This window comes from Epilithonimonas hispanica, assembly GCF_003385395.1.
In the GTDB taxonomy this organism is placed as follows: domain Bacteria; phylum Bacteroidota; class Bacteroidia; order Flavobacteriales; family Weeksellaceae; genus Epilithonimonas; species Epilithonimonas hispanica.
In genome coordinates this window covers 35079-49011 of record NZ_QNUG01000028.1, presented here as the reverse complement: position 1 = coordinate 49011, position 13933 = coordinate 35079, and the positions used below count along the sequence as shown (strand labels likewise).

At 32.7% G+C, this 13933-nt stretch carries 20 protein-coding genes; 7 read left to right on the top strand and 13 right to left on the bottom strand.

Features of this window, described 5'->3' with window-relative positions; translation table 11 throughout:
* Window positions 1–486: 486 nt before the first annotated feature.
* Window positions 487–1317: a GLPGLI family protein gene (locus DRF58_RS12780; RefSeq protein ID WP_116036000.1), complete on the bottom strand. Its 831-nt coding sequence runs from the start codon at window positions 1315–1317 to the stop codon at window positions 487–489.
* 104 nt (window positions 1318–1421) lie between these two features.
* On the opposite strand from DRF58_RS12780, the gene hutH reads away from it, so the two are divergent.
* From hutH to DRF58_RS12765, 3 genes are read left to right on the top strand one after another with little or no spacing between them, the layout of a single operon-like run.
* Window positions 1422–2909, top strand: a complete 1488-nt coding sequence (gene hutH / locus DRF58_RS12775; protein WP_116035999.1) for a histidine ammonia-lyase — start codon at window positions 1422–1424, stop codon at window positions 2907–2909.
* 19 nt (window positions 2910–2928) lie between these two features.
* Window positions 2929–3585, top strand: a complete 657-nt coding sequence (locus DRF58_RS12770) for a GNAT family N-acetyltransferase (RefSeq protein WP_116035997.1) — start codon at window positions 2929–2931, stop codon at window positions 3583–3585.
* A complete protein-coding gene (locus tag DRF58_RS12765) occupies window positions 3582–4031 on the top strand; it encodes a GNAT family N-acetyltransferase (RefSeq protein WP_116035996.1) in 450 nt (149 codons plus the stop codon). The genes DRF58_RS12770 and DRF58_RS12765 overlap by 4 nt, the downstream gene beginning before the upstream one ends.
* A 172-nt stretch (window positions 4032–4203) precedes the next feature.
* Here the strand turns inward: DRF58_RS12765 and ygiD are convergent, their stop codons facing one another.
* The 12 genes from ygiD to DRF58_RS12705 form a co-directional block, all read right to left on the bottom strand.
* Complete coding sequence (gene ygiD / locus DRF58_RS12760; RefSeq protein WP_116035994.1) at window positions 4204–5031, bottom strand: 4,5-DOPA-extradiol-dioxygenase; 828 nt, start codon at window positions 5029–5031, stop codon at window positions 4204–4206.
* 457 nt (window positions 5032–5488) lie between these two features.
* Window positions 5489–5998 (bottom strand): YceI family protein, encoded by a 510-nt coding sequence (locus DRF58_RS12755; protein WP_116035992.1) that lies wholly within the window; start codon window positions 5996–5998, stop codon window positions 5489–5491.
* 241 nt (window positions 5999–6239) lie between these two features.
* Window positions 6240–6998, bottom strand: coding sequence for a TIGR03915 family putative DNA repair protein (locus DRF58_RS12750; RefSeq protein ID WP_116035991.1), 759 nt, complete (start codon window positions 6996–6998; stop codon window positions 6240–6242).
* Window positions 6999–7069: 71 nt separating this feature from the next.
* A complete protein-coding gene (locus DRF58_RS12745) occupies window positions 7070–7624 on the bottom strand; it encodes a hypothetical protein (RefSeq protein ID WP_116035989.1) in 555 nt (184 codons plus the stop codon).
* Between the two features lie 2 nt (window positions 7625–7626).
* On the bottom strand, window positions 7627–7926 hold the full coding sequence (locus tag DRF58_RS12740; RefSeq protein ID WP_116035987.1) for a hypothetical protein: 300 nt from the start codon (window positions 7924–7926) through the stop codon (window positions 7627–7629).
* 4 nt (window positions 7927–7930) lie between these two features.
* Window positions 7931–8437 (bottom strand): SH3 domain-containing protein, encoded by a 507-nt coding sequence (locus DRF58_RS12735; RefSeq protein ID WP_157966734.1) that lies wholly within the window; start codon window positions 8435–8437, stop codon window positions 7931–7933.
* Between the two features lie 78 nt (window positions 8438–8515).
* The gene (locus DRF58_RS12730) at window positions 8516–8812 is read right to left on the bottom strand and encodes a type II toxin-antitoxin system RelE/ParE family toxin (RefSeq protein WP_116035984.1); all 297 of its coding nucleotides are present in this window, start codon (window positions 8810–8812) and stop codon (window positions 8516–8518) included.
* Window positions 8805–9041: a type II toxin-antitoxin system ParD family antitoxin gene (locus DRF58_RS12725; protein ID WP_116035982.1), complete on the bottom strand. Its 237-nt coding sequence runs from the start codon at window positions 9039–9041 to the stop codon at window positions 8805–8807. The genes DRF58_RS12730 and DRF58_RS12725 overlap by 8 nt, the downstream gene beginning before the upstream one ends.
* 60 nt (window positions 9042–9101) lie before the next feature.
* Window positions 9102–10358 (bottom strand): putative DNA modification/repair radical SAM protein, encoded by a 1257-nt coding sequence (locus DRF58_RS12720; protein ID WP_116035981.1) that lies wholly within the window; start codon window positions 10356–10358, stop codon window positions 9102–9104.
* A 117-nt stretch (window positions 10359–10475) separates the two neighbouring features.
* On the bottom strand, window positions 10476–10775 hold the full coding sequence (locus DRF58_RS12715) for a type II toxin-antitoxin system RelE/ParE family toxin (protein ID WP_116035979.1): 300 nt from the start codon (window positions 10773–10775) through the stop codon (window positions 10476–10478).
* A complete protein-coding gene (locus tag DRF58_RS12710; RefSeq protein WP_116035977.1) occupies window positions 10757–10981 on the bottom strand; it encodes a hypothetical protein in 225 nt (74 codons plus the stop codon). Before DRF58_RS12710 ends, DRF58_RS12715 begins: the two co-directional genes overlap by 19 nt.
* Before the next feature lie 121 nt (window positions 10982–11102).
* Complete coding sequence (locus DRF58_RS12705; protein WP_123902411.1) at window positions 11103–11519, bottom strand: hypothetical protein; 417 nt, start codon at window positions 11517–11519, stop codon at window positions 11103–11105.
* Window positions 11520–11677: 158 nt separating this feature from the next.
* On the opposite strand from DRF58_RS12705, the gene DRF58_RS12700 reads away from it, so the two are divergent.
* Genes DRF58_RS12700 through DRF58_RS12690 form a run of 4 tightly spaced genes read left to right on the top strand, consistent with a single transcriptional unit; the run spans window position 11678 to window position 13921 of the window.
* A complete protein-coding gene (locus DRF58_RS12700) occupies window positions 11678–13006 on the top strand; it encodes a hydroxymethylglutaryl-CoA reductase, degradative (RefSeq protein WP_116035974.1) in 1329 nt (442 codons plus the stop codon).
* Between the two features lie 4 nt (window positions 13007–13010).
* Entirely contained in the window at window positions 13011–13181 is a 171-nt protein-coding gene (locus DRF58_RS18515) for a hypothetical protein (RefSeq protein WP_168926422.1), read from the top strand.
* Window positions 13182–13183: 2 nt separating this feature from the next.
* Window positions 13184–13570 carry a DUF423 domain-containing protein gene (locus tag DRF58_RS12695; RefSeq protein ID WP_116035972.1) on the top strand — a complete coding sequence of 129 codons (387 nt, stop codon included), beginning with the start codon at window positions 13184–13186 and terminating at the stop codon, window positions 13568–13570.
* The gene (locus DRF58_RS12690; protein ID WP_116035971.1) at window positions 13571–13921 is read left to right on the top strand and encodes a hypothetical protein; all 351 of its coding nucleotides are present in this window, start codon (window positions 13571–13573) and stop codon (window positions 13919–13921) included.
* Window positions 13922–13933 lie beyond the last annotated feature (12 nt).

The window sequence follows — 13933 nt, the reverse complement described above, 5'->3', positions numbered from 1 at the left end:
TTTCCATACTCACAATTCTTAATGATAAAATTAAACCTATGTGAGCTACGGAACAATATGAAAAACTATGCAGAAAGCTGAAATACAGTATTTTAAAACAATTGTTTCTAATATTTAAAAGTAACGTTTTAGTAACCTTACTTTTGTCAAACCTCGCTTTTTACTGCTTTTTACCTCATTACCAAAAAATCATAAAACGGCTGTAAAGTCTTTATTTACAACCGTTTTGCCTGTTGTTAATCTTTGATGTATTTTTACTGAAACTTTATTTTAAAAAGTCTATCTGAAGACAATTTGAATAAAGAATTTATTCATCCTGAACAATCTGAAAGAATTTCACTTAAAGAAAACATTTTGATTTACAGTTGGCATTGTCGTCATCATTTGGCGCATATTAAGCAGGCGAAGGAACTGAAGTTTGAGTGAATCTAAAATAAGATTATGAGAAAGTCAATCAATTTTTTTTAAGAAATTAAAAAACGTAGTCTATTTTTTATATCTAATAGCTTTATTTAATTCAATTGGATTATTGTTTTTTAATATTCTTAATTGTGCATCTTTTGATATAGAGTTCAATTCTTCTGCTGTTGTATATTTTTTACCATAAAACTCAAAACTTTTTACACTTCCATCTCTTAGTTTTTGTTTGTCTGTATAAAATGGGTCATTAAAATATTGTTGTGCTTTTTCAATGTATTTTTTTTCTGTTGTAAGAATTGGCGAATAACCATATCTGATTTCAAGAATATTAGATGTGTCATAGGTTCTTGTTAAGTTTTGACTTCTTATAAGATTAAAATAAAATTGATTTTTGTTATCTTGAATTTCTAAAATTAATCCAGGTAATCCTCTAAATTTATATGGCCCCTCATTGACCGGAATTTCTTTTGTAAACCAAGCAATCCATTTTCTTCCTCCAAAATTTGTAGTCGCTTTTTGTACTGTAAATTGTTGGATTTTCTTTGTCTCTTTTTCTAAAATCCAATCAATATTATCATTTGTTGGGTATTTAAAAAAATCAAAACCTACGGCTACAAAATTCATATTTTCATAAGAATTTATTTTCCTCGTCACAGGAATTTGCTTTGTCCAATTAACATTTTGAGAATTGGTAGCATTATTCAGAGAATCTTTTTCTAAAAACGTATAATCATAATATTTTACATCATTTGGATTAATGTCTAAAACCATAGTTCTTTTATCAAATTCAAGCTGAAGAGAATCAGATTTATATTTCAATTCATAAAAAAATCTATGAGTTTGTGCACTGGTGAAAATTATGGAATAAAAAAGAGAAAATAGAAAGAGTTTTTTCATTTATGATAATGTTTATTATAACAACGCTGTATCTTATTTTTTATTTTCATTCAATAATCAATATTCCTCCCGAAAAGTGTATTTTTAGGCAAAATTTTTCAGCGATGATTTACGGAATCGATCAATTCAAATATCAGGATGTTTTAGAGATTTTAAAAAATCCTTCCAAGGCAAAACTCAATAAAAAATCAAAAGACCAAATCATAAAATCACAACAGAATGTTCAGAAAATCGTAGAATCGGACAGAACTGTTTATGGCATCAACACAGGATTTGGACCACTTTGCGACACTAAGATTTCAGAATCTGAAACAGCGCAACTTCAGCACAATTTGATTATTTCTCACGCTGTTGGTGTTGGAAAACCGATTGACAAGAATATTTCTAAGATGATGATGATTTCCAAAATCCATGCTTTGTCGAAAGGATTTTCGGGTGTTTCTTTAGATGTTATCGAGCGATTGATTTTGATGTTAGAATTGGATATTATTCCAGTTGTTCCGGAACAAGGTTCTGTTGGAGCTTCCGGAGATTTGGCGCCATTGGCACATTTGGTTTTACCGCTTTTGGGATTGGGTCACGTTTGGGAAAATGATAAAACTGTTGAAACTGTAAAAGTTCTGAAGAAACATAAACTTCAACCTTTGAAACTAGGTCCGAAAGAAGGTTTAGGTTTGATTAATGGAACGCAATTTATAATAGCACACGCGATTACCGGTCTTGCAAAATTCGAATATCTTTTGGATTTGGCAGATTTGACTGCAGCAATGAGTCTCGAAGCTTATCGCGGTTCTGCAAGTCCATTTAAGAAAGAGTTGCACGAGATTCGTCCATTTGATGGAAGCCAAAAAGTAGCGGAAAGAATGCGAAATTTTCTGAAAAATTCTGACAATCTGAAATCACACGAATTCTGTGACCGTGTTCAAGACCCATATTCTATGAGATGTGTTCCACAGGTTCACGGTGCGAGTAGAAATGCCTTTGAGCATCTCAAACAAATGGCAGAAACAGAACTGAATTCTGTAACCGATAATCCAATTGTGTTGAGCTCAGTAGAATCAATTTCCGGAGGTAATTTCCATGGACAGTTGATGGCTTTGCCTTTGGATTATTGTTCATTAGCGGCGGCAGAATTAGGGAATATTTCTGACCGAAGAAGTTATCTTTTGCTTGAAGGAAAATATGGTTTACCGAAATTATTAGTAGAAAGTTCTGGTCTCAATTCTGGCTTTATGATTCCGCAATATACAAGTGCTGCGTTGGTTACAGAAAACAAAACACTTTGTTTTCCAGCTTCCGCAGATTCTATCCCGACAAGTTTAGGTCAGGAAGACCACGTTTCTATGGGAAGTATTTCTGGTAGAAAATTTAATCAAATTCTTGGGAACTTAGAAAATATTTTAGCAATAGAATTAATGTTTGCGGCCCAAGGTTTGGAATTCAGAAGACCTGCAAAATGTTCGAAAATTGTAGAAGAAAATTATGACATCATCCGTTCTGTAGTTCCGAAATTAGAAGACGATAGATTGATTGGCGAAGATATTCTCAAGATTGCCGAGCTGATTAGAGAAAGTAAATTTGTGGTGAATTAATATTTCTAAAAAATAATTAATGGTAAACCTCAGAATTAATTTTAATCCTATTCAAAAAAATGTAGACGAAATATCTTTCTGGGGTACAGAAAAATCCTGTTTATATAAAAGTTATAAAAATAAAACATTGATTGTTGCCGAGTGCGATAATGTCACAATTGGATTTTTTTGCTTAACTAAAAGAGATAAAACAATTCATATTGATACTGCAGAAATCAAAGAGGAATTTAAACTTAAAGGAATCGGCAGATTAGTTTTTGAGGAGATTTCAAAAAATACATCAAACAAATTCTACGGATTTACTTTAAACTCAACATCTGAAAATTCTCACTCATTTTGGTTAAAATTAGGCTTTATAGATTTTCCTATCGAAGGCGAGGGAGAAAATAGAATGGTTAAAAATATTAGAAAGACACATAATCAATCAAAAAGAGATACCAATTCCAAAGATGAGACAATTGAAATTTATGGTAATAATGAAGTTTTTAAATTCAATCTGGATTTCATAAATGGTTCAAGAAATCTAAAACATCCTATTTTCTTATTTGGAGATTGTCGTTGGAGAATAGTTTGGAAGAAAGGAAATATAACATTCTTTGATGATACTTATAAATATTTTAATGCAAAACAAAATATTTACGATTGTCTATTTATTAAATCTTTGCCAATAAAATGAAAACCCTCAGAACAACCTCCGAAAACCCAGACTTCCAAAAATTAGTAAAACAATTAGATATTTATCTTGCTCTGATGGATGGCGAAGAACACGCTTTTTATCATCAATACAACAAAATAGATTTACTAAAAAACTGTGTCGTAATTTTTAATAATGATGAAGCTGTTGCTTGTGGCGCAATAAAAAAATTAGATTCAAAATCGATGGAAGTTAAAAGAATGTTCACACTTCCCGAGAAACGCGGAAAAGGTTTGGCTTCAGCAATTTTGAGAGAATTAGAAACTTGGTCTAAAGAATTAGGTTACGAAAAAACAGTTCTGGAAACAGGAAAAAAACAAGTCGAAGCTGTTGCGCTTTACCCAAAATGCGGTTATAAAAGTATCCCCAATTATGGGCAATATGTTGGAGTTGATAACAGCGTTTGTTTTGAGAAAATATTGGACTAAATCCCAGAGGGATAAACTATTAATAGAAATAAAAATTCATCATCAATTAAAACTCCGTAGGAGCGACCTGTAATTTATTGTAATCAACAGGTCGCTCCTACAGAGCTTTTTGTTTGTTTATCTGATGTTGCTATTAACAAATTGCTCTGCTGGAGCATTGCGGAAAAAGTATTTATCCAATCCTAATCGAGGTCATACTCAATGAACCGCCAATTAATGAGTCGTTGAATAATGATAATTCTTCTGATTTTTCTTTTAATCCCAAACTATAAATCATCGGCAGGAAATGATCCGGTGTTGGAACCGCATATTGCAGAAATGTACCTTGTTTTTGATAATCGATCAATTTCTGAAAATCACCATCCAAAATCCAGTTGTTGGTTTTTTCTCTCGCTTCTATCGCCCAATCCCAGCCTGCTCCAACGGTATCAATATTTTTCCAGTCGATCAATCGGAGATTATGAACAATATTTCCGCTTCCGATAATCAAGATTCCTTTTTCGCGGAGTTTGGATAATTTTTTTGCTAAATCAAAATGATATTGAGGTGGTTTTGTATAATCGATACTCAACTGAATAACCGGAATATCCGCATCTGGATAAAGATGTCTGAGAACCGACCAAGCGCCGTGATCCAATCCCCAATTATGGTCTTCTTCTACCAAAACCGGAGCCAGCAAACCCGCAGTTTCTTTAGCCAATTCAGGATTTCCTTTTGCCGGATATTGCACCTCAAATAATTCTTTTGGGAAACCATAAAAATCGTGAATGGTTTTCGGCATATCCATCGCGGTTACAAAAGTTCCTTTAGTAAACCAATGCGCAGAGATACAAATAATTGCATTAGGTCTTGGAATTTCTTTGCTGATATTTCTGAATCCCTGAACAAAAACATTTTCTTCGATGGCGTTCATCGGAGAACCGTGTCCTAAAAACAGAACCGGCATTTTTTCTGTGGTTCGGAAATTGTCAGATATTTTTGATAGGTCGTTGAGATTCATATTTTTTTTGTAAAAAGTAGAATGTATTAATGTAAAAAGTATTTTTCAAATCTTTTTTACCCCAACCCTAAAGGGAGAACGGATTTGAAAATTTCATTAAAATTAACTCCCTTTAGGGCTGGGGAAATAATTTTGATGAAATTTTGTTTCTCGCTGATTTGAATTTATAAAAGTCGATTTAGATTGACTTCGTCGAACCACTTTGTTAGGTTTCCTACAGAATGACAAACTTTGTGGTTATAACAAAGCGTGTTTTTTTGTAGAATCTGCAGCCCGACTTGAGCGGACTTTTCGAGAACCTCAGAGTGATAAATTGGGAGCCCTTCGACAAGCTCAGGATAAAAAACAGGCTGATTAAGCTGCCCCAATAATTATTCTCAAAATCAAAAAAAGTATAAACAAAGCGAACTCTGTTTATACTTTAAAAAACTCAAACTATAAATACTATTGTATTCTTTTATTGTTTTACAAACTGCAATTCGCCTGCAATTTTAACTTCTTCGCTCACCATCACACCGCCTGTTTCCAAAGCTGCGTTCCAGGTCAAACTGAAGTCGCTTCTTTTGATTTTTCCTTCGAAAGAGAAACCTGCTTTGGTGTTTCCCCAAGGGTCAACATTCACACCACCGAAATCTACGTTCAACGTCACTGGTTTTGTAACGCCATTGATTGTTAAATTCCCAGTTACATCACCGTTAAAGGTAGTAGCTTCGAAAGTGATTTTTGGGTTAGCTTCTGCGTTGAAGAAATCTGCTGATTTCAGGTGCGCATCTCTGTCTGCATTATTTGTGAAAATAGAATCTGTATCGATAATAGCCGAAACTTTTGCGTTTGCGAATGTGTCGTCTTCTGCTTCAATCTCTGCGTTGAACGTTGTGAATTCTCCTTTTACGTTGGAAATCATCAAGTGTTTTACTTTGAAAGTGATTTCGCTATGTGTTGGGTCTAATAACCATTTAGTTGCCATAATTTCAATATTTTGTTGTTTAATTATAGTGCAAATTTAGTCCGCTGAGATTTTCTGCACATTGATGTAAGTTAAGAATTTACATCGTAATGAAAATTTGGGCAGCCCGTCAGATTTCCCAACGCTCCAGCTCACGCAAAATCTGCCGGCCGGGCTATCCGCTGCTATCTTTTTGCCAACGCTTTTGCCAGCGCAAAAAAGGATATCCGCTACTATCCCTGCTGCGGGAGCCGGCTCCGAATCACCATTTCTCGGTTAGATATTTCCAATACCGTTTCGGAACGTGTTGGATGTGGAGCTTGGTATTTTTTCGTTCCTTGATGTTGGTTTTGGTAAAATAGCTTTGCCAGAGCGTTTGGTATTTCTTTTCTTCGTCGTGGAATTTTTCTTGGTACTGGTTAAGATTCAGTTTTTCATCGAGATAAAAGAATTCGCAGTTTTCCAAATCATAGAACAATCCGTAATGTCTTCTCAAATCATAAATCATCCACTTTTGGTCTGCATATCGGTCTTTGAAATGTTTTCTGATTAAGGGCAACACATTGAAATCCGGGTCAATCTTTGCAAAATAAATGTCGTCCTGCATTTTCTCGAATCTTACAAAAGCAGTCATTCTGTGTCTTTCTCGACTTACGGATTTGCAGATTTTTGAGATTTTCAGAATGTCATCGTTGGCGAAATTTTGAAGGATATTGTCGTTCGGGTGTTTTATTGATTGTTTTACCGCAGAAAAAATAAGTTGTTCCAATTCTGAATCTTCGGAAAGATAAACTTTGATTAATTGATTGATTCCTGACTTGCCAATATTTTGTTCTATTTTATTGAGAACTCTTTCAGATTTTTCTTCTTGCGTCACAACCTCGTGAATCTCTGCAAACATATTTTCCTGCTGGAATGTTTCTCTATTTTTGATTTCCACATCTTGATAACGGTATTCAAAAATTTCGAATATCGCTGTGAAAAGTCCGTCGAAAGTTCCGTCGTAGAGAAGGGTTGTCATTTTTGGGTTGGTTGGAGGGTTGGAGGATTATTAAATAAACGCAAATTTTGTCATTCCGTAGGAATCTCAATTTAGTTTTGAATATTTATCCAACTGTTTGTATTATAGATATATCCATTCCAAACAAAATCAGATTCATAGCCAAAGATTACTAAAATTTCTTCATTTTCTGAAAATTCCTTGTCTTTCCGATTTCCTTTGATTATATCAGAAAAATACAAAAGCATTTCTTCTCCTTCTTCCACACTATTCGGATAAGTTACGAGAACCCTTAAATCACAATTTGTAATTATCAAATGTGAAATCTCTTCACAAAGTTTCAGGTTGAAAGCATTTTCGTGTTCAAATGCAATTCTTATATTTCTAAACCAAAATGTATTCTCCTTTATTCTCGGACATAAATCATCCTTGTCGTAAAAAATCGCATCTAAACTATAGTAATCACTTTCATAGACTTCTAAATCTAATACTTTACCAATTGATGAAAGAATAGAATTTTCCTCTCCTTTAATTAATGATGTGAATTTGTTAGCATTTTGCCAATTATCCTTAAGTCTTTGACTATTTATTAAAACAACATTTTTCCAAGTTTCAAAAAAAAATCGGGTACTTACTTTATTATCCATAATTAAAAATTAAGTATTTTTCTAATTTCAGCAACATCTTTTTTTGGTAAAAAATAAGTAGAAATCGATGATCCATAAATTTTGATGTGAATATCAGCTCCAAAAATATGTTCATTTATTGTAATGTTTCTAATATTTGAAATTGGAATCGTAGTTTTATTAATTCCTATTAAGAACCAATTTCTCTTTTCAGAAGTTATTGTCTTTTTTTGAGAATCAACAATTAACTTCCAAGGACATAACAAATCTTGAAAACGGAGATTAAAAATTAAATCTATAAATTTAGATTGAGTATAAAACATTGGTTTAAAATAAATTTACCACCCAAAAACAAATCGCAATGAATGTACTTAGTATAAAAGTAATTAAAATAGAAATCATAAGGATAATAATAAAGCTTATTTCATTTACTTTACCTTGTCGATAACCACTAGAAAATCTAGCATCCCTTTTCCTTTTTTTGAGAAAAGATATTGCGAAAACAATACAAAATAACGGAATACTAATCTTTTCGACAGCTTTATTAAATCCGTATTTAAAACCCTTCTGCGAACTATCATTTATTTCCTTCAGAAACTTTTTATTTACAAAACCTATTTTATCAGAATACTTAATTTCAATCCAATCTCCATTTGTTTGAATAGCATTAAGTTCAACACCTTTATTTAATTGAAAAAGAACAGGTGAATTTTTATTTGCACTTTCCCGAACATTTAAATTATCTGCGTCAACTATATATTTTTGTGAATAAAAGAAGGCTGACACAAATAAAAATGAAGCGAGGAGAAATTTGAATAAATAATTTGTTTTCATAGTTTGTTTTTTCAAAAATATTAAATTGTATGGACAAACCATGTCCCTTTAAAAAGATTTATAAAAACTTTTAACAATTTAAAAATACTTCGGAATATCTCGACTCCCGTGAAGAACTCTAACAATACGAATGTGATTATCCAAAATCCTATAGAAAATAATATGGTTGTCTTTCGGGAAGCTATATAAACCTTGCTTTATTTCGTCTCGTTTTTTTCCTATTTGTGGATTTATAATTAAATTTTGAAAAATCTCTTCAATCTCTAAAAGATATTTTTCCGCTTGGTCATATCCAAATTCGTCAAAAGTATAATCAAAAATGTCTTCCAAATCTTTATCAGCAATTTCTGATAAAATATAGATTTTTCTAGACATTCTCTATTTTATTTTTCTTGGATTGAATAATGTCTTTTATTGAACGAGAACTCGAAGAATCATTCCAGCCTTTTTCAATTTCAGCTTTCAAATCCTGAATCACTCGATGACGATAAACTTCGTGAAGACGCAATGCATCACGCACCACTTCACTAGCATTTTGAAAATCCCCAGATTCTATTTGATTCGAAATATATTCTTCCTGTTTTTTTGTGAAACTAACATTCATTGTGAATTCTTTTTTCGAAGTTACAAATTATGTCTAAATTTAGCAAATATGGATAGTAAATTAAAACAATGTCAATTGCTGAGAAAACTGATTCTGAAATTTTGATTGACTTCCACCGATAATTAATTTTCTCAAATTCAAATCGGTCAAATGTTTCAGAAATGGGTTACCATAGGTGAAATCAATGAAATATTTAGCTCTGTTTACAGCTGCTCCAAGTTTTTTAAGATGGTCTATTGTCAAAACTTGAAATTTTCTTGCGCTCACGATTTTCTTCGCAGTTTTTACACCAATTCCAGGAATTCTAAGAATCATTTTATAATCTGCGGTTTGAAGGTTGACAGGAAATTGATCCAAATTTCGCAAGGCCCAACTTAGCTTCGGGTCAACTTCCAAATCCAGAAAAGGCATACCAGAATCCAATATTTCATCTGCTTTAAAACCATAAAAACGCATCAGCCAATCTGATTGATATAAACGATTTTCCCGTAAAACCGGAACTTCTGCTGTGATTGCCGGCAAACGATTGTCCACAGTTACAGGAATATAGCCAGAATAATAAACCCGTTTCATTCCATAGTTTTTGTAGAAATGGTCTGCAACTTTGATGATTTGCAAATCGTTTTCATTAGTTGCGCCAACAATCATTTGCGTTGATTGTCCAGCAGGCGCAAATTTAGGAGCGCTTCGGATGATTTTTTTCTCGTCTTTATATTGCTGAATTCCTTTCTGAACAATTCTCATCGGCTGAAGCATATCTTCCCGATTTTTATCTGGTGCCAATAATTTCAAACCAGATTCTGTCGGAATTTCGAGGTTTACAGATAATCGGTCAGCGTAAAGTGCGGCTTCATTCATCAAATCATCACTCGCTCCAGGAATTGATTTCAAATGAATATAACCATTGAAATTATGTTCGGTTCTCAGCTTTTTTGCAACACGAACCAAACGTTCCATTGTCGTATCCGCATCTTTGAAAATTCCGGAACTTAGAAATAAACCTTCGATGTAATTTCGTCTGTAAAAACTGATGGTCAAATCAACAACTTCTTCTACTGTGAAAGCGGCACGTTTGATATCGTTTGATTTTCTGGAAACGCAATAGATGCAATCGTAAATGCAATGATTGGTCAAAAGGATTTTGAGAAGTGAAACACAACGTCCGTCTTCTGTATAAGTATGACAAATTCCGCTTGCCGAACTGTCGCCCAGACCTCCATTATTCTTTCTTTTCCCGCCACTCGAAGAACACGAAACATCATACTTTGCAGCATCTGCAAGTATCTCGAGTTTTTCTTTGATCCGGTCGAAATTCATTTTTGAAAGCTAATTTTTTAAATGGAATTGATTCAGAAATTAATGTCAAAAATAATTCCATAAATGAAAAAAGTCAAGGATTTTAAGATTTAGTTGCTGACAGGAAATTTGATTTTATCAAACTTCAAGTTTGTTATCATCACGGTTTCCATCCCAGATTGATAGAACTTTTAATTGTTTGTCATCAAATTTATAAAATAGAAGATAATCACGAACAATTTTGACACGAATGTTTTCATTAAAATCCGTTTTTCTTCCAATCATTGGATTTTCAGCGGTTTTTTTTAGAGTTTCACCAAAGAGTTTGTTGAGCTTGACGCTATATCGTTTGGATTTATTTCGGGTAATCCAATATTGGAGAATTTCTTTCCTTTCAAGGTTGGCTTTTTCCGTCCAGTTTATTTTTCGTTTAGCCATTTCTCGATATCATTGTTGGCTTCTTCTTCACTTAAAACATTGTCGGATTCGGCTTCAATCAATCGTTGTTTTTGCGCAGCACTTAATTGAAAAATACCATTATCCAACTCAAAATCAAGAAGTTGTTTTATCTCATCAATAATATAAGAATCCTTGATATTTTGGATTCTTTTGATGATATCTGATTTTAATTCTGCTGTGCTCATTTGCTTTTTATTTGTATCAAATTTATGAAAAATAATGATTAATAATCTTCAGATTTGTTTTCTATAAATGAAGAAAGTCAAGGATTTTAAGATTTAGTTACTAACAGAAAATTTCAAATACTTATTTGACGAAATAATAATTATGTCTATCTCTATTTCCATTAATTAAACTATGAGATTTTAGAACAATTGTATTTTCATCTAGAATCTTTCCTTTATAATTTACTTCACCTGCAATACTTTTTGTTTGAAAACTGATTTTTTTATTTTTCAATTTATAATTTCCAATCGAAATATCTTTCGAATTTAAATTAAACCAGCTTTCCAAATCTTGTGGTGTAGCGTCACACCCTGTTCCGACTTCTATTACATTTCCATTAGGATAAAATCTAATAAAATAATTAGTTCCTTCAATTTCATCTTTTTCAAAAACACATTTAGTTTGATACAAACCATCAAACTTTAATTCTATTTTTTCCTGAGCATTAAATCTTTGAAAAAGTAAGAAAAACAAAATCGAACAAATCAATATTTTCATCATTTATTTTTTTTAATTAATCATATAATTAACTAAACAAATATACAAACCAATCCAAACAAAATCCTCCAAAATCTCTATCTTTACCAACATAAATTTTTGATATGAAATCGCAGTTGCGATTGCATATGACTTACTAAGAAAAACAACCAATTCATATGAATCATCAACCTGTTGAAGGGTTTTCAAAACTTTCTAAACAAAGAAAAATAGACTGGCTTATTTCCGAATATCTAAGTAACGACAGAAGTTACGAGCAGATTTTACAGCAATATTGGAATAACGACCACGACCTGCAAAAACTTCACGATGAGTTCTCGGAAAACACGATTTCCAATTTTTATATGCCTTACGGAATTGCTCCAAATTTCCTTATTGACGGAAAACTTTTGGCTCTTCCAATGGCTGTGGAAGAAAGTTCGGTTGTAGCTGCGGCTTCCAAAGCTGCAAAATTCTGGTTGGACAAAGGCGGTTTCAAAACGACAATTATCAATACAGAAAAATTAGGTCACACACATTTTGTTCTGAAGGTTGAGCCACATAAACTGCTTCACTTTTTCAATTTTAAACTGAAGAAAAAATTGCTCGAAGCTACTGAAGATATCACTGCCAATATGAGAAAAAGAGGCGGTGGAATCTTGGACATCAAACTCATTGATAAAACTTCGGAACTGGAAAATTATTTTCAACTGAAAGCGAGTTTTGACACGGTAGATTCGATGGGAGCTAATTTTATTAATTCTTGTCTGGAGCAATTCGGGAAAACTTTGAAAGAAGAAGTTGCGAATGAGGAAAGTTTTTCTCAGGAAGAAAAAGAATCGCTTCAGATTGTAATGAATATTCTTTCTAATTACACACCAGATTGTATTGTAAGAGCCGAAGTGTCTTGCAAAATTGAAGATTTGAAAGATGACAGCGGAATTTCTAACGAAGAGTTTGCTTGGAAATTCAAACGTGCTGTGACAATTGCAGAAATTGAACCTTATAGAGCAACGACGCACAACAAAGGAATTATGAATGGCGTTGATGCAGTTGTAATTGCAACAGGAAATGATTTCCGTGCAACAGAAGCTTGTGCTCACGCTTATGCAGCGAGAAACGGAAAATATTCTTCATTAACGCACTGTACAACAGATAATGGGATTTTCAGATTTTGGATTGACTTACCGATTTCGATTGGAGTTGTTGGCGGATTGACAAATCTTCATCCTTTGGTGAAATTCTCTTTGGCTTTGTTAGGAAAACCTTCTGCTCAGGAATTGATGAGTATTTTGGCGGTTTCGGGATTGGCTCAGAATTTTGGAGCGCTTCGTTCTTTGGTAACGACAGGAATCCAGAAAGGTCATATGAAAATGCACCTTTTCAATATCCTGAATCAGTTTGGAGCAACGGAAGAAGAGAAACAGCATTTTGTGACTTACTTCAAAGATAAAACGGTGAGTCATCACGAGGTGATTTCGGAATTGGAAAAACTGAGAAACAAATAGAACTATGTTTGGAATTGCACTTTCAGCTTTTATGCTGGTTTTTGGAATATTTCTAAAGTTGACAAAAAATCAAGGTTTTGCTAGTTCCAAAAGATTTGCTTGGCTTTTTATCATCTTAGGAATCGCTACGCTGGTTGGAAGAATTATTATTTTAAATCAAAAAGGAGAATTATAAAAATGAAAAACTTTACTTTAATCATAGGCGGAATCTACGGTTTGTTATCTGTAATTCTTGGCGCATTTGGAGCGCACGCATTCAAAAAAATATTATCTGTAGAAAGATTGGAGAGCTTTGAAACTGGTGTTAGATATCAAATTTATGCAGCTTTCTTTTTATTAATTGTTGGTTACATTTTGAAATTCGAAACCTCATCCGAAAAATGGATTTCTATTCTGATGATTACAGGAACTTTCTTGTTTTCTGTAAGTATTTATTTCTTAAGTTTCCAAGATGTTTGGGGTGTTAATCTAAAATTCCTTGGGCCAATTACGCCGCTTGGTGGATTGTTTATGATTATCAGCTGGGCGATGTTGATTTGGTATTTTGTGAAAGTGAAGTTTTAAATGAAACTTCTTGTTTTCATATTTCTAATTTCATCTAACTTTTTTCTAAGTCAAAAAGTTGAATCAATTTATGTTTTGACAAGAAAAAACATCTATTCTAACAAGTATAAAAATCATACAGAAAAGGATAGTATCATTTTATATAAAGATAAAACTTTTAAAAGAATACAAAATTATTGGGGATTTGACGAGCTTGATAATAAAACGTATTTAGGCGAATGGAGTTTTTCAAAAAGATTACTTTTACTTAAATTACAGAGAAAACAAGATTCTTTAGAAGATGTCGTCATTAATGATATTCAATCAATTAATATAAAATTTCTGAAAAGAAAATACAGAAAAGTCAAATAAAAAAGTTCAGGT

What these genes read in the sequence shown, in the direction of transcription:
- DRF58_RS12780 (WP_116036000.1), bottom strand. Translation starts at nt 1,317, where the DNA reads ATGAAAAAACTCTTTCTATTTTCTCTTTTTTATTCCATAATTTTCACC.
- hutH (WP_116035999.1), top strand. Translation starts at nt 1,422, where the DNA reads ATGATTTACGGAATCGATCAATTCAAATATCAGGATGTTTTAGAGATT.
- DRF58_RS12770 (WP_116035997.1), top strand. Translation starts at nt 2,929, where the DNA reads ATGGTAAACCTCAGAATTAATTTTAATCCTATTCAAAAAAATGTAGAC.
- DRF58_RS12765 (WP_116035996.1), top strand. Translation starts at nt 3,582, where the DNA reads ATGAAAACCCTCAGAACAACCTCCGAAAACCCAGACTTCCAAAAATTA.
- ygiD (WP_116035994.1), bottom strand. Translation starts at nt 5,031, where the DNA reads ATGAATCTCAACGACCTATCAAAAATATCTGACAATTTCCGAACCACA.
- DRF58_RS12755 (WP_116035992.1), bottom strand. Translation starts at nt 5,998, where the DNA reads ATGGCAACTAAATGGTTATTAGACCCAACACATAGCGAAATCACTTTC.
- DRF58_RS12750 (WP_116035991.1), bottom strand. Translation starts at nt 6,998, where the DNA reads ATGACAACCCTTCTCTACGACGGAACTTTCGACGGACTTTTCACAGCG.
- DRF58_RS12745 (WP_116035989.1), bottom strand. Translation starts at nt 7,624, where the DNA reads ATGGATAATAAAGTAAGTACCCGATTTTTTTTTGAAACTTGGAAAAAT.
- DRF58_RS12740 (WP_116035987.1), bottom strand. Translation starts at nt 7,926, where the DNA reads ATGTTTTATACTCAATCTAAATTTATAGATTTAATTTTTAATCTCCGT.
- DRF58_RS12735 (WP_157966734.1), bottom strand. Translation starts at nt 8,437, where the DNA reads ATGAAAACAAATTATTTATTCAAATTTCTCCTCGCTTCATTTTTATTT.
- DRF58_RS12730 (WP_116035984.1), bottom strand. Translation starts at nt 8,812, where the DNA reads ATGTCTAGAAAAATCTATATTTTATCAGAAATTGCTGATAAAGATTTG.
- DRF58_RS12725 (WP_116035982.1), bottom strand. Translation starts at nt 9,041, where the DNA reads ATGAATGTTAGTTTCACAAAAAAACAGGAAGAATATATTTCGAATCAA.
- DRF58_RS12720 (WP_116035981.1), bottom strand. Translation starts at nt 10,358, where the DNA reads ATGAATTTCGACCGGATCAAAGAAAAACTCGAGATACTTGCAGATGCT.
- DRF58_RS12715 (WP_116035979.1), bottom strand. Translation starts at nt 10,775, where the DNA reads ATGGCTAAACGAAAAATAAACTGGACGGAAAAAGCCAACCTTGAAAGG.
- DRF58_RS12710 (WP_116035977.1), bottom strand. Translation starts at nt 10,981, where the DNA reads ATGAGCACAGCAGAATTAAAATCAGATATCATCAAAAGAATCCAAAAT.
- DRF58_RS12705 (WP_123902411.1), bottom strand. Translation starts at nt 11,519, where the DNA reads ATGAAAATATTGATTTGTTCGATTTTGTTTTTCTTACTTTTTCAAAGA.
- DRF58_RS12700 (WP_116035974.1), top strand. Translation starts at nt 11,678, where the DNA reads ATGAATCATCAACCTGTTGAAGGGTTTTCAAAACTTTCTAAACAAAGA.
- DRF58_RS18515 (WP_168926422.1), top strand. Translation starts at nt 13,011, where the DNA reads ATGTTTGGAATTGCACTTTCAGCTTTTATGCTGGTTTTTGGAATATTT.
- DRF58_RS12695 (WP_116035972.1), top strand. Translation starts at nt 13,184, where the DNA reads ATGAAAAACTTTACTTTAATCATAGGCGGAATCTACGGTTTGTTATCT.
- DRF58_RS12690 (WP_116035971.1), top strand. Translation starts at nt 13,571, where the DNA reads ATGAAACTTCTTGTTTTCATATTTCTAATTTCATCTAACTTTTTTCTA.